The organism is Paenibacillus sp. MZ04-78.2 (assembly GCF_024213375.1).
Classification (GTDB): Bacteria; Bacillota; Bacilli; order Paenibacillales; family NBRC-103111; genus Paenibacillus_G.
In genome coordinates, this window is the sequence record NZ_JANAVJ010000010.1 from 136,374 (window position 1) to 149,553 (window position 13,180).

Consider the following 13,180-nt stretch of genomic DNA (forward strand, 5'->3'; position numbering starts at 1 on the left):
CACATGATTTCCAGCGCTAGAGCTTTGATGGAGCAGCTCCTTGATTATGCCGGGTTATTTCCGCCCGCCGCACTGCCTTTGGAGCAGGCGGTCCGCAATTACGCGGCTTACCGGGACGGACAGGACGCTTGGATGCTGGGCCGGTTCATCCTCCCGGCCGCGCAATTGGAGGAGCTGTCTCCGTATATGCCGATGTTTTCCGGGGACCGGCCGCTGCTGCTGTCGGTTCTTGGAACCCGCAGCGGGGATGCGGAAGAATGCCTTCGGCTGTTCGGCGATACGCTGCGGCAAACGGAGGCTTTCCGGGGGAAGCATGGTTCGTCGGTGAATATCGACGTGCTGGAGCTTCCTCTTCCCCCTGCGGGCGCGGACCGTCGGTTACTGGATAAGATGGCAGCCGGAGCATCGGAACACGGCCTCCGGTTGTTCTTCGAATGGACGTTTCCTTGGAACGGCGACTGGGAGAGCCGGATCGAAGAAGCCCTTGACGCGGTGAAGCGCTGTGCCAGCCCAGGCGGGATGCAGCCGGGCGTAAAGCTGCGGACCGGAGGCATTACCTCCGACGCATTTCCGTCGCCGGAGCAGGTGGCCGCCGTCCTCATCGGATGCAGGGAGCGCCAATTGGCGTTGAAGTTCACGGCCGGGCTTCATCACCCGGTTCGCATGTACCGGGAAGAAGTGAAGACCGAGATGCACGGCTTCCTTAACGTGTTTGTTGCGGGGATGCTGGCGCATGTCTACAAGCTGGACCGCGGCAAAACCGCCGAAATTTTGGCGGACGACAATCCCGACAGCTTCGTCCTCCTCCCGGATGCGTTAGGCTGGAAAACGCTTGCGATTCCGGCCGACGAGGTGCGGAGGCTGCGCCATCAGGCGCTGTGCTCCTACGGAAGCTGTAGCTTCGACGAGCCTCGCGACGAGCTGCGGGAGCTAAAATCACTAGAATAAAAGGAGCCGTTAAAAGATGCTGCGCTCATTTGTAGAGGTTGTGCCAGAATCGCATTTTTCGATTCAAAATCTTCCCTATGGCGTCTTCCGCTCCCGTCATGGCGGACATCCCCGGATTGGCGTGGCCATCGGGGAGTACGTTCTGGATCTTGCCGTTCTCGATCAGGCGGGCTGCTTCGCTAGGACGGAAGCAGCCGGAAAGGGAATATTCGATCAGGCGTCGCTGAATGCGTTTATGGCGCTCGGCCGCCCGGTCTGGCAGCAGGTTCGCGCGGAAATTCAGCGGTTGCTGTCGGCTGACGAGCCGGAGCTGCGGGACAACGCGGGGCTGCGGACCGCCGCCCTGCTTCCGCAGAAGGACGTAGAGCTGCTGCTGCCTGTAGAGATTGGCGATTATACGGATTTTTACGCTTCGCGGGACCATGCCTTCAATGTCGGAACGATGTTCCGGGGGAAGGAGAACGCCTTGATGCCCAACTGGCATCATCTCCCGGTCGGGTACCATGGCCGGGCCAGCTCGATCGTGCTTAGCGGGACCGACGTGCACCGCCCGCAAGGGCAGATGAAGCCGCCGGATGCAGCGGCGCCTGTATTTGGGCCGAGCCGTCAGCTGGACTTCGAGCTGGAAATCGGGTGGTTCATGGGGCCGGGCAACCCGCTCGGTACTCCCATCCCCGTCGAACGAGCGGAGGAGCATATTTTCGGACTGGTGCTCGTCAACGATTGGAGCGCCCGGGATATTCAGGCTTGGGAATACCAGCCGCTCGGACCTTTTCTCGCGAAAAACTTTGCGACATCGATTTCGCCCTGGGTAGTGCCGCTCGATGCCTTGGAGCCGTTCCGCATCCGCGGAAGCCGGCAGGAGCCGGAGCCGCTTCCTTATCTCAAGCAGGAGGGAGCGCATTCCTTCGATATCAAGCTGGAAGTGTACCTGCAAAGCGCCGATATGAAGCAGGCCGAGCGGATCACGGAGAGCAATGTCAGATACCTGTATTGGAGCATGGCGCAGCAAATCGCACACCATACGGTAGGCGGCTGCAACCTGCGGGCCGGGGATTTGCTGGCCTCCGGGACGATCAGCGGACCGGATAAGGCAAGCCGAGGATGCATGCTGGAGTTGTCTTGGCGCGGAGCGGAGCCTCTTGAGTTAAGCGATGGCGTCAAGCGGGTCTGGCTGGAAGATGGCGACCGGCTGACGATGACCGGCTACGCTCAAGGCGACGGGTACCGCATCGGGTTTGGCGAGGTGACGGGCCGCGTTCTGCCTTCGTTGAAATAAGCAAGCGCAACTTAACCAAGGAGGTCATACAAGATGCCGTTCTACCATCGGATGGGGCAAATTCCTAATAAAAGACACGTGCAGTTCAGAAAAGAAGACGGTTCGTTGTTTCGCGAGCAAGTGATGGGCACGAAAGGCTTCTCCGGCAATCAATCGATCCTTTACCATCATGGCGCGCCGACAGAAATCGTCAAAGCCGAATACCTCGGTTCGTGCAGCGTGGAATACGAGGACGACAGCGTGCTCGGATACCGCCATTTTCTTACAGGATCAGCTCCGAAGAAGGGGGACCCCGTTCTTGGAAGAACGTATGTGCTTGGCAATGACGATATCCTGATTGCCGTGTCAAGTCCTACGGAACAAATGAATTACTATTACCGCAACGGCGACGGCGACGAGCTTCTGTTCGTGCATTACGGAACGGGCAAGGTCGAATCGATGTTCGGCACGCTGCGCTACCGTCCGGGCGATTATATCGTCATTCCGATCGGCACCATTTACCGGATCGTGCCGGATGGGGAAGACACCAAATTTCTGGTCGTGGAAACGAACAGCTGGATCAGCACGCCGAAGCGTTACCGCAACGAGCATGGTCAGCTGCTGGAGCATAGCCCGTTTTGCGAAAGGGATATCCGGCTGCCGGAGACGCTGGAGACGCACACGGAGCTCGGGGAGTTCGAAGTGCGGTCCAAAACGAGAGGCGCGCTGTATTCGCATATATACAGCCATCATCCGCTGGACGTTGTCGGCTGGGACGGGTATCTGTATCCGTACATTTTCAACATTGCGGATTTCGAACCGATCACCGGACGCATTCATATGCCGCCTCCGATTCACCAGACGTTCGAAGGGCATCAGTTCGTCATCTGCTCCTTCGTTCCGAGAATGTACGATTATCATCCGGAAGCCGTGCCTACGCCTTATTTTCACAGCAACGTGGACAGCGACGAGGTGCTCTACTATGTGGAGGGCAATTTCATGAGCCGCCGGGGCATCGAGGAAGGGTCCATTACGCTTCATCCGTCGGGAATCCCTCACGGTCCTCATCCCGGTACGATCGAGGCGAGCCTGGGCAAAAAGGAAACGAAGGAATTGGCGGTTATGGTGGACACGTTCCGTCCGCTCAAGGTCGTCAAGGCGGCCCGCACCTTCGAAGACAAAAACTATCTTTACAGCTGGTCTCATAAATAAATCGGCGTGGTGGTGGCATAGTGCGGCGGAATAACGTGCGAAGCGAGGAAGAAATCCGTCAGTTATTCGAAGCCATTTTATCGTTGCAAACGAAGGATGAATGCTACGATTTTTTTTCCGATTTGTGTACGGTAAACGAGGTCAAAACGATGGCTCTCAGGCTTGAAGTCGCCAAGCAGCTGCTCGAAGGGGCTACTTACTTGGATATTATCGAGGAAACCCAGAAAGGCAGCGCCATCATTTTTCGAGTCAAAAATTGTTTGAACCACGGAAGGGGAGGCTTCCGGACCATTTTGGAGCGGTTGAACAAGCGAGGCCAACAGCCGTGAAAAAAAGCGGCATGCCTGCTGCAAGAAGCGTTCCGACGGCGGGACCGATGGATAGAGACGAAGCATGAAGTCGTGACGAGCTTGGTCTCATGCAGTCCGGTCTCCCGTTCGAATGCTTTCTTCTTTCGCTTTGAATACGCTTACAATCGTGGCGGCTTCGCGCGTTTCTTATTCCGTTCGTGCGGGAGGAATACCTATGGTAACGAGAAAACCATCGTTTTTCATGTCAAGCGCGCTCATTGCGGTTATCGTCACCATTTTGGCGGTAAGCATTCTTCATTATCAAGTCGCTCCGCAAATCCCCATTTTGATGGCATCGATCCTTCTTTCGTTGTATGGCTTAACATTAGGCTTCACTTGGAAACAGTTGGAATCCGCTATCGTCAAAGGCATTTTGTACGGTCTCCCCTCGATCCTCATTTTGTGTCTGATCGGCATCTTGATCGGGATATGGGTATTGAACGGAACCGTTCCGACCTTGTCTTATTACGGCTTGCACATTCTTTCGCCCAGCTACTTTCTCGTATCGGCGGTCTTAATCTGCGGAGTCGTCTCCGTGCTGACGGGAAGCTCCTGGAGCGCTATCGGCACGATGGGCGTTGCCTTGATGGGGGTCGCCTACGGCATGGGAATTTCCCCCGCGATGGCGGCCGGGGCGATTGTTTGCGGTTCCGTGTTCGGCGATAAAATATCGCCTCTCTCGGATACGACGAATCTTGCCTCCGCGACGGCCAAGGTGCCTATTTTCGATCACATCCGGCATATGCTGTGGACGACGATTCCAAGCCTGGTATTGACGCTGATACTGTTTGCTTTTTTTGCCATATCCTCCGACCGCGCCGCAGATACCGCCGGCATTGAAACGATGATCCGCACCCTCAACGAACGCTTCGCGATTACTCCTCTGACGCTGCTCTCGCCGCTGGCGATTATCGTCTTGGCCTTCAAACGGTTCGATGCCATTCCAACGCTGGTTGTCGGTTTATTGGTCGCTATCGCGACGGCCTTTTTTACGGTTCCCGGCGTTTCGGCGGGCCGGCTCATGAACGTCGCGCATTTTGGCTATAAGTCGGAAACGGGAGTCGAAGCGATCGATAAGCTGCTGTCGCTAGGCGGGCTATCCAGTATGTTGTCTGCCGTCTCGCTCATCATCATGGCGCTTGCCTTCGGCGGGCTTGTGAAAGAAATCGGTCTGGTTCATACCATGATCGACCGGATTAAGAGCCTCTTGAATAATAAAGGCAATGTCATCAGCGCTACGGTTTGTTCGTCGATCGGGGTGAACGTGATTGTCGGGGAATGCTACTTGTCCATTATTTTGCCCGGACAGATGCTGGAGTCTTCCTACAAGCGGGTGAAGCTCCATCCGAAAAATTTGTCCAGAACGCTGGAGGATGCCGGAACCATCGTCCATCCGATCGTTCCATGGGGAGTCTCGGGCGCCTTTATTATGGCTACGCTGAATATCGGCATGGAGTATGTTCTTTATTCGTTTATGTGTTTTATCACGCCCTTGTTGGCGATCCTATTCGGTTATACCGGGTTCGCCATAGCGCCGCTCGGAGAGGAAAGCGAAAAAGGTGCGTATGAGGAAAAATTTGAGATCGGAATGAACAACAGCGGCATGTAGATACGGGACGCTTTGCGAGTGATGGGAGAGCAAGCGTGAGGGCGGTTCACCGGAGGAGCGGTGCCGGCGAGCCGCCGTCGGCGCTTGCGCGGCTACTCTTCCACGTAATCGTCACCGGACGAATCGTGGGTCGGATGCGCGTCGGGATACCCGCGGGAGAGGCCCGCGTGAAGCTCGCGGTTCTCGTAAGTAAACTGGTTGTACGAGCGCTGGTCCTCCCGCCACGGCGTGCTCTTGCCGAGCGATTCCGTGAGAAGGCTGCTGCCGTAAGGGCCCTCCGGAAATTCCTCCGCCGTCAGGTCGTTGCGCTGGGATTCCACTGTGCTCAGATCGGTATACTTCTTCTGAGGAGCTTCGCTCATAAATCCATCTTGGTTCGTATCGTTTGGGCTCATGTCCGGTTCCTCCTTTCGGTAAGCGGTTTGTTTATCCTAGCGTGCCCTGAAACCGGAAGACTATCCAATTCGTGCTTGTCAGCCCTCGCGTTTCATGGTACTATAGGTCTAATTTCAAACGTGCGCTTGAGAGGAAGCACCTCTTACCTATTGGGTAAGATGGTGCTTTTTTTGCGTTTGAAGCTAGTTTGAAACCTATTTCTTGGGGGAGGTTTACGAATGAACCTGGTGTTTTTGAACAGCTTGGAAAAGGTGACGGAAGAGGGGAACGTCTGCACGGCGCAGGTGACGATCGGCGAAAGCCAAGGCACCTGGATGGTGATGTGGAACGAGACGAGAGAAGACGGCCGCCGAGTGCAGGAGTGCTGGTACGAAGGGCTGCGCTGGGAAGAGATGCTCGCCGTGTTTCGCGAGCGGGTGTTCGCCAAGCAATGCGGCGGCTTTAAGCCGATCATACAGGTGAACGTCAGCGAAATCGACGTCTTGGACCGCCGGACGGCATATATGCAACGATTGCATTTTTACGGCGAGAAGTATGCCAACGAAGAGCTGTTCGACAAGCTGCGCGATTGGCGGTTTAAACGGGCAAGCCGCGACGGGAAAGCGGCGTATCTGATCGCGACCAATCGGCTGCTCAAAATGATAAGCGCCTTCGTTCCCCACACGGAAGAAGAGCTGCTGCACCTTCCCGGATTCGGAAAAGCCAAAGCGGCCGCTTACGCAGCCGATATCGTCGCGATCACCGCCGCCTTTCAGCGGGGGACGGATTTTCCGCTATCTTGGGTGGCGGAATCGATCGATCCGGGAGAGCTGAATGCGTGGCTGCTTCAGGAAAATGAACGGAAGCGGAAGGCTGAGGAGGAGAAGCGCGAGATCAAGCATAAGCTGCTCGAAGCCATTGCGCGCGGGGAGAAGCTGGATGAGCTGCAGGAGCAAACCAAGCTTCAGCGGCGCAATTTGCTGCAGTTGCTCGAAGAGCTGGATCGCGAAGGCTACGATCTGCAGAGCTATATCGAAGAGCAGCTTGAGCAGGTGCCCGAGCCTGAGCGCGAGCTGGCATGGAAGGCGTTCCAGCAGCAGGGCGACCGGTATTTGAAACCGATTCTGCAAACGATTTATGACCAGAAGGAGCTGACTGCGCAGGACACGGATCGCGTCTACGAATGGCTGCGCTTGCTACGGATCAAGTTCCGCCGCGAGAACGAGCGGAAGGCGATTGAAGCGAGCTGAGGCGCGGCAGCAGGGCAAAAAAACATTGAACAAGCCCGTCGGCTAAGGTAAGATAAATATTAGGAATATGAAGGAGCTGACCATATGGAGGAGCTTCGGGCTATACTTCACAGCATCATCAAGAATCAGGAAGAAACCAACGCGAAAATTAGCGAGCTGAATCTGCAGTTAAGCGCCAAGATCGGCGAAACGAACGCGCGAATCGACCGATTGGATGAAAAGCTTAGTGCACGAATCGATGCCCTTGACGCGAAGATCGATAAAGTTGATACTCGACTCAGCGTGAAAATCGACTCTCTTGATGCGAAGACCGACGCCCTGGATGCAAAGGTCGACGAAGTCAACACAAGTCTCGGCGCCAAAATCGACTTTCTCGATGCCCGGCTGGATCGCGTCCATCTGAGCTTGCAGAGCCAGATCGACGATGTCGGTTCGGACGTCAGACATATTAAACGGAGCATGCGTTTGTTCGAAAACGATATGGATGCGACTTTGGACCGGATTAAGCGTCTGGAAGATCATATGGCCAAGCATCCCGAATGAGGAACCTTTCCCAAGGTTCCTTTTTTGCAAATAAAAAAGGACCAGCTTCACAGCCAATCCTTTTTGCGGAACAATACAAACATGGAGATACCGACAATCGTTAAAAAAACGACCGCAGCGACTCCGCCGTACTCCCACTTCAAGCCGGGAATGTCTTGAAAGTTCATACCATAAACGCCGGTAATGAACGTAAGCGGCATGAAGATGGTCGTCAGCGCCGTAAACACGCGCATAATTTCGTTCGCTCGGCTGGCGAGGGAAGATTGATAAGCCTCCCGTAAGTTCGCCATCAAGTCGCGGAACGTTTCGAATGTCTCGGATATTTTTACGGCGTTTTCATAAATATCGCCAAAATATTTTTTAAGCGGCTCGCTGACCAGCTTCAATTCTTTTTTGTGCAGCGTCGCGATGACCTCTTTTTGCGGAACAAGCACTTTCTTGAGCCATAAAATTTCGCTTCGCAGCCCGATGATTTCATTCAAATGCGACTTCTTCGTATGCATGAGAATGTCTTCTTCCAGCTTCTCGATCTTCGCTTCGATCCGGTCCCCGACGTTGGTGTAATTATCGACGATCAGGTCAATCAAGTGATACAGAAACTGGTCGGGAGCCGTAACTTCCTCTTCCCAGAGAATCGGCTTCAAGGCGCGAATTTCGTTGATCTTTTGCCGCGTGATTGTGATGATATAGTGCTTTCCAAGAAATATATTGAGTGCGCGGAGAAAAATTTCCTCGTCGTCGAACCGGATGCTGTTGAACACGATAAAATAATGCGAATCGTACAGCTCAATCTTCGGCCGCTGCTCTTCTTCCGTTAGAACGTCCTCTATGGCGAGCTCGTGAAGATGAAATAAAGGCTGTAAGATCTCCAAATCCTCCGGCTCGGCATCGATCCAATAAAAGCCGTGCTGAGGCGGATCGATGGTTTGCATGATGTCTTCCACTAGTGTAAAAATGCCGTCCTGAACTAAGCGTGCCTTCATAGGTTCCACCCTTCCGTATTGATCGAATGGAACGCTCGGCCGTCTGCCTCCCGCGAGAAAACAGACCCTTAAGCTTCAGTCAGGCGCTGTTCGTCATCCTTACGCACAAAGAAACATGCGCATTCTCGAACGAATGGCAAACGATCGGGTTCCAAACGATAGATTCAATTGTGTTTGAACGTAGAAGCGACTTCCCGGGTCTCCGTCCATTCGATTGCTGCACCCCTTTAAGCGTGAAATGTCGAATACTTGTATAGTATAACGCTCCAATTTTGAAAACACAATGAGTTTGCAGTGCATTCGCGCATGGGAATAACTTATGCAAAATCCGGCCGAGTGGTGCGGGTTCAGACGCTATCATTTTATGGAAAAGGTTCGGCTTGACGCTTGCTGTGATTTCGATTACATTAGTATTATCGAAAATAACTGAATAGATTCGGTTTCACACTCTTATCAAGAGCAGATAAGAGTATTTTTTGTGTAAATTTATATGAAACCCTTGATATATAAGGGGTTTTATTCATGATTAAGATAGTTTTTTCGGTTGTGGTCACGTAAATGGTCACAGATTATACAGTAAAGCCAATTACTGCAAAGGTTCATTTAGTAAATTACTTAATCTTTTTGCAGCTTCTTCTTGCATGTTAGGTAACAAATGTGAATATGTGTCCAAGGTAATCGTAACACTACTATGCCCTAATCGTTCAGAAACAATTTTTGGATGAACTCCAATTTTCAATATAAGTGATGCGGATGTGTGTCTTAGATCATGGAAACGAATTGGAGTAATATTTAGTTCACGAATACTTTTTCTCATAAACTTTGTTAATGTATCAGCAAAAACGGGCTTGCCAATATTCGTACAAATTACAAGATCGTTATCTTGATACAACTCGCCTGCATTTTCTTTTTCTTCTTCAATCATGTGATATTGTTTCTTTAATTGGACCATAACTTCATCAGAAATGGATATTGAACGAACACTAGAATTAGTTTTTGCTCCTTCAGTTATTCCTTTGGCATCATGTTCAAGTGTTTGTGTTACCCTAATTATTTTGTTATCAAAATCAACGTTGCTCCATGGAAGTCCTAGAATCTCTCCCTGTCTCATGCCAGTATGGATAGCCAAATAAAAAGCAAGAAAATGTCTATATTTTTTTATATGCTCAAGAAATTTGTTAACTTCTTCAACATCCCAAACCTGTAGTTTTCTTTTAGATATTTGTGGACGATCTACATTTAAAGCAACATTTTCTTTAACATACTTCATCTTTTTTGCATAATTCAATGCGGTAACAACAATATTGAAGATTCTTTGGATTGTTGAATCAGATAAATTTTTGCCTTTATCCGTTTTCTTTGTCCTTAGATACTTTATAAATTCTTCGATATCGTCAGAACTTAATTTTGCAAGTTGTTTTAATCCAATATTTGAGGCAGCAATATGATTAACTATATACGATTTATAGGAATCCACCGTTAATCTGGTCATATTCCCTTTTTTCGATTCAATCCATTTTTCCATCAACTGGACAAGGGTATTTTTAGATGGTTCCAAATAAGTGCCGTCATTAACTTCTGTAAGTAATTTTGCTAATGCGATTTCTGCTTCTTTTTTTGTAGCGAAGCCCCGCTTCTTTTTTTGTTTCCTCTCCCCATCCTTTCCAACATCTACAACATAATAATATTTGCCTGTGTTCTTATCTTTCTTTATAGAACCTGATGCCAATTTATAAACACTCCTTTCACATGTGGATAAGGAATATTATAACATCAAACTCTTATCTATTAAAGATTCATATTGATAAGATATAAAATCAGGTTGAATATTCTGAATTAAAGGAATTGTCCACAAAATATCCCCAACTGAAATGTCAAACTTTGAAGCGGGAAAACATGTACTTAGGTTAACAACGACAAACTGTGTTTCGCTTTTTTGATCATTGATTTTGTAGCTTACAGTTACAGGGAATAGCAAAGCTTTGATGCTATTTGCAGCGCCAACAAAGATAGGCCCTTGCCGCAATAATTGCGAACAAGAGCCGTTTTTTTGCATTATTCCACAAAATCAAAATCGCCGCTCAAAGCTGAAAATTAAAAATCTTCCGTTTTTGAAGCAGCTTTCCCCCAGTATTCCCCATTTTATTTATTCAATCGTAAGAGACTTCTTATCAAACTTACTGTGATAATCAACGATACAATTGCAATAATGAATAACGCAACTAACGATATGAGACTTTGCATTTGTAGAGTTAAATTTATGCTATCGAGAATTAAAATTCTTGTGATTTGCAGGATTATATAAAAGACAGAAATGAATATTAATAATCCGGCGATAAATTTAATTATTTTGTGCATATCACCACTCCCTAAATTATTTCAGGGTTGGTTAGGATTAACATTCACCAACCCTGAGAACAATTATATTACGTGATAGCCCGTCTCGTAAATCCAAATTTTCGGGAATGGGAAAATGCAAGCCTATTTCTTTACAATGTATTTTTCAATGCTTGGAGCGGCCTTACTTTCACGTGCTTCCTTTAAGTAGTCTAAAGTCTCAAAAGTGCCAATGTCTTGTACTACTTTAAATTGAAGCATAATTTTTGAATTAGCTTGTAACTCTTTCGTTAAGTTCCCATTGAAAGCCCACCTAAGGATATCTCCACTTGCGTCCTTAAAACCAAGAATAGTGTAGTTGTTGTTTGAATCAAAGGAGACACTTTGAATTTCATCTTCGAAAATGATATTGTCTCCTACTACAAAATCCTTAAAAACAGAAACTTGCTCTTTTAATTCATTATCATACAATTGATTATATAAATCTTTTGCGGTTAAACTATTCTTTTTATTAATAGAAGCATAATTTTTGTGTGTTTTTGAAGGTAAAATATAGGTTTTACCATTGTTCTCTTCAACTGCAAGGACTTCTTTTCCGTCAGTTTTTCTTATTAATTGAGGTGTATTGTTCGGGGAGGTTTTATAAAAAGTTGGGTAACCTGGTTCTCCAAATTTCCAAACTTGTACCCACAAGTCCCAGTTTGTTGCAGCTGTATTAACCCATCGCACAGTATACCATCCACTATTTGGAGCTGAGTAATTAACATGTTGATTATGGGTGGCTGTGCTTGAAACAACATCATTACCGCTGCTGTCTGTAATAATAATAGAAATTTTATCGAGCCAATTCAGAAGAGACGTTTGTCCAAATGCATCAATTTCATTCTTAGCGTAATCAACGTGAACATCGTGCTTTGCTGAAGCACCATATCCAGAATTGCCTTTATTATTAAACCCAATTGTTCCTGAACTTACGGTTGTTTTTGATGGGTAATCATTCGATGTTGCTTCTCTTGAAAAGAGATACGTATTTCCAAGATACTTAATGACATTAAAACCAAGACTTGCCCACGGAATCTTAATTGCGCTTTGAGAATATAAATCTGCCTCCTTGTTAGCAGTATTGTTTACGCTTGGAGCATCTGCGGATGCAAAGGACTGAGCAGAAGAAAAAGCAGTAGCGAGTGATAAGATAGCTGTTAAGATTATTTTGTTTTTTTTAATCATTCTTGTCGCACCTCTCATTTTTTATTAGGGTAAAAGAAGTAAAGAAAAGCAACAATGCTTAAAAAAGAGCTAGCATAGCATCTCTCCTTTAGGAATAATGGATGAACAATTCGTCGTGCCTCATCGTTCCAACATAATTTATCATAATCTTATAAAATATGGGATAGGAATTAATATCTATTTTTATTTCTAATATTTCTTCAAAATAAACAAGTAATTGAAATCAATTCCAATTAACAGTTAATCTTTGTAGAAACTTATCGAATCGTTGCATCTCATGTAAGAATTAGTCGATTATTATAAAAATCAATTAATTGTAAAACGAAATGTACTTTGCTATAATTGACCAATGTAAAAACTTAAACAAAAAAGGAAGGTTATGTATTATGGTGGATATTAAGCATCGGAATAACACCATCGCAGATTTCATCTTCCAACTTAGAAAAGAAAAAAAATTGACATACGCGAATCTTGAGAGGATTACGGGTGTAAGTAAACCTGTACTCCATAAAATTGAAACAGGAATTACAAAGCGTCCTGAATTTAAAACAGTAAAAGCGATCACGAGTGCTTTGCCTGATGTCATCAGCCACTTTAATTGTCGGTGAATTCGGAACCGCCAATGACGGTGGCTTTTTGCATGCGTCACCGACATGGATATGGCGTTTAGATTTAGGCTAACAGACTGACGCCAAAAGGAAAAGACCCGCCATTGGCAGGTCAGTTCAGAAGTAAAACTCGGTATTTGGTTTTCGTATGGAGCCAAAACTTCACGCCTCCAAAAGCAACGTACCACTCCGTATCAAGCTCCAGATTCGCTGGGAAGAATAGGTTACCCAACTCAAACATAATCGGATCCCCGCAATGCAACAGTCTCCTTCCATCGTAGACACGCCAACGACGAGTCTCTTGGTGAAATCGCAGTTCATGCATAGCGGCACCTCCTCACTGTTCCTTGAATTCGCTTAAGACACGGCCTACGTGAATCGCGTCAATTAGCTTGTCTTTCCGGTACAGCGTCAAGCAAGGCGGCTGTGCAAACATTGTTCATCTCGCGGCAAATGCCACGTGTGTGCGCATAAATTGCA

At 48.2% G+C, this 13,180-nt stretch carries 13 protein-coding genes; 8 read left to right on the plus strand and 5 right to left on the minus strand.

The features are described 5' to 3' along the window. Positions 1-3: 3 nt before the first annotated feature. The 5 genes from NLX71_RS10500 to nhaC all read left to right on the plus strand — a co-directional run bounded on the left by NLX71_RS10500 (position 4) and on the right by nhaC (position 5,377). A complete protein-coding gene (locus NLX71_RS10500) occupies positions 4-948 on the plus strand; it encodes a hypothetical protein (RefSeq protein ID WP_254363569.1) in 945 nt (314 codons plus the stop codon). 16 nt (positions 949-964) lie between these two features. Beyond that, positions 965-2,227 carry a fumarylacetoacetase gene (gene fahA / locus NLX71_RS10505; RefSeq protein ID WP_254363570.1) on the plus strand — a complete coding sequence of 421 codons (1,263 nt, stop codon included), beginning with the start codon at positions 965-967 and terminating at the stop codon, positions 2,225-2,227. 33 nt (positions 2,228-2,260) lie between these two features. After that, entirely contained in the window at positions 2,261-3,418 is a 1,158-nt protein-coding gene (locus tag NLX71_RS10510) for a homogentisate 1,2-dioxygenase (RefSeq protein ID WP_254363571.1), read from the plus strand. Positions 3,419-3,438: 20 nt separating this feature from the next. Next, positions 3,439-3,747, plus strand: coding sequence for a YerC/YecD family TrpR-related protein (locus tag NLX71_RS10515; RefSeq protein WP_254363572.1), 309 nt, complete (start codon positions 3,439-3,441; stop codon positions 3,745-3,747). 196 nt (positions 3,748-3,943) lie between these two features. Continuing rightward, positions 3,944-5,377 (plus strand): Na+/H+ antiporter NhaC, encoded by a 1,434-nt coding sequence (gene nhaC, locus NLX71_RS10520; RefSeq protein WP_254363573.1) that lies wholly within the window; start codon positions 3,944-3,946, stop codon positions 5,375-5,377. A gap of 92 nt (positions 5,378-5,469) precedes the next feature. On the opposite strand, the gene NLX71_RS10525 is transcribed toward nhaC, so the two are convergent. Beyond that, complete coding sequence (locus NLX71_RS10525) at positions 5,470-5,772, minus strand: hypothetical protein (RefSeq protein WP_010497973.1); 303 nt, start codon at positions 5,770-5,772, stop codon at positions 5,470-5,472. A 219-nt stretch (positions 5,773-5,991) separates the two neighbouring features. On the opposite strand from NLX71_RS10525, the gene NLX71_RS10530 reads away from it, so the two are divergent. Beyond that, complete coding sequence (locus NLX71_RS10530) at positions 5,992-7,002, plus strand: HRDC domain-containing protein (RefSeq protein ID WP_254363574.1); 1,011 nt, start codon at positions 5,992-5,994, stop codon at positions 7,000-7,002. Positions 7,003-7,086: 84 nt separating this feature from the next. Continuing rightward, positions 7,087-7,545, plus strand: a complete 459-nt coding sequence (locus NLX71_RS10535; protein ID WP_254363575.1) for a hypothetical protein — start codon at positions 7,087-7,089, stop codon at positions 7,543-7,545. A gap of 47 nt (positions 7,546-7,592) precedes the next feature. On the opposite strand, the gene corA is transcribed toward NLX71_RS10535, so the two are convergent. The 3 genes from corA to NLX71_RS10550 all read right to left on the minus strand — a co-directional run bounded on the left by corA (position 7,593) and on the right by NLX71_RS10550 (position 12,092). After that, entirely contained in the window at positions 7,593-8,528 is a 936-nt protein-coding gene (corA, locus tag NLX71_RS10540; protein ID WP_254363576.1) for a magnesium/cobalt transporter CorA, read from the minus strand. A 586-nt stretch (positions 8,529-9,114) separates the two neighbouring features. Further along, on the minus strand, positions 9,115-10,257 hold the full coding sequence (locus NLX71_RS10545) for a site-specific integrase (protein WP_254363577.1): 1,143 nt from the start codon (positions 10,255-10,257) through the stop codon (positions 9,115-9,117). A gap of 752 nt (positions 10,258-11,009) precedes the next feature. After that, on the minus strand, positions 11,010-12,092 hold the full coding sequence (locus tag NLX71_RS10550; RefSeq protein ID WP_254363578.1) for a hypothetical protein: 1,083 nt from the start codon (positions 12,090-12,092) through the stop codon (positions 11,010-11,012). A gap of 386 nt (positions 12,093-12,478) precedes the next feature. Here NLX71_RS10550 and NLX71_RS10555 point away from each other — a divergent pair, with 386 nt between their 5' ends. Further along, complete coding sequence (locus NLX71_RS10555) at positions 12,479-12,700, plus strand: helix-turn-helix domain-containing protein (RefSeq protein WP_254363579.1); 222 nt, start codon at positions 12,479-12,481, stop codon at positions 12,698-12,700. 112 nt (positions 12,701-12,812) lie between these two features. On the opposite strand, the gene NLX71_RS27035 is transcribed toward NLX71_RS10555, so the two are convergent. Then, entirely contained in the window at positions 12,813-13,025 is a 213-nt protein-coding gene (locus tag NLX71_RS27035; protein ID WP_375377908.1) for a DUF5348 domain-containing protein, read from the minus strand. Between the last annotated feature and the right edge of the window lie 155 nt (positions 13,026-13,180).

What these genes read in the sequence shown, in the direction of transcription:
- NLX71_RS27035 (WP_375377908.1), bottom strand. Translation starts at nt 13,025, where the DNA reads ATGCATGAACTGCGATTTCACCAAGAGACTCGTCGTTGGCGTGTCTAC.
- nhaC (WP_254363573.1), top strand. Translation starts at nt 3,944, where the DNA reads ATGGTAACGAGAAAACCATCGTTTTTCATGTCAAGCGCGCTCATTGCG.
- NLX71_RS10555 (WP_254363579.1), top strand. Translation starts at nt 12,479, where the DNA reads ATGGTGGATATTAAGCATCGGAATAACACCATCGCAGATTTCATCTTC.
- corA (WP_254363576.1), bottom strand. Translation starts at nt 8,528, where the DNA reads ATGAAGGCACGCTTAGTTCAGGACGGCATTTTTACACTAGTGGAAGAC.
- NLX71_RS10525 (WP_010497973.1), bottom strand. Translation starts at nt 5,772, where the DNA reads ATGAGCCCAAACGATACGAACCAAGATGGATTTATGAGCGAAGCTCCT.
- NLX71_RS10510 (WP_254363571.1), top strand. Translation starts at nt 2,261, where the DNA reads ATGCCGTTCTACCATCGGATGGGGCAAATTCCTAATAAAAGACACGTG.
- fahA (WP_254363570.1), top strand. Translation starts at nt 965, where the DNA reads ATGCTGCGCTCATTTGTAGAGGTTGTGCCAGAATCGCATTTTTCGATT.
- NLX71_RS10530 (WP_254363574.1), top strand. Translation starts at nt 5,992, where the DNA reads ATGAACCTGGTGTTTTTGAACAGCTTGGAAAAGGTGACGGAAGAGGGG.
- NLX71_RS10550 (WP_254363578.1), bottom strand. Translation starts at nt 12,092, where the DNA reads ATGATTAAAAAAAACAAAATAATCTTAACAGCTATCTTATCACTCGCT.
- NLX71_RS10500 (WP_254363569.1), top strand. Translation starts at nt 4, where the DNA reads ATGATTTCCAGCGCTAGAGCTTTGATGGAGCAGCTCCTTGATTATGCC.
- NLX71_RS10535 (WP_254363575.1), top strand. Translation starts at nt 7,087, where the DNA reads ATGGAGGAGCTTCGGGCTATACTTCACAGCATCATCAAGAATCAGGAA.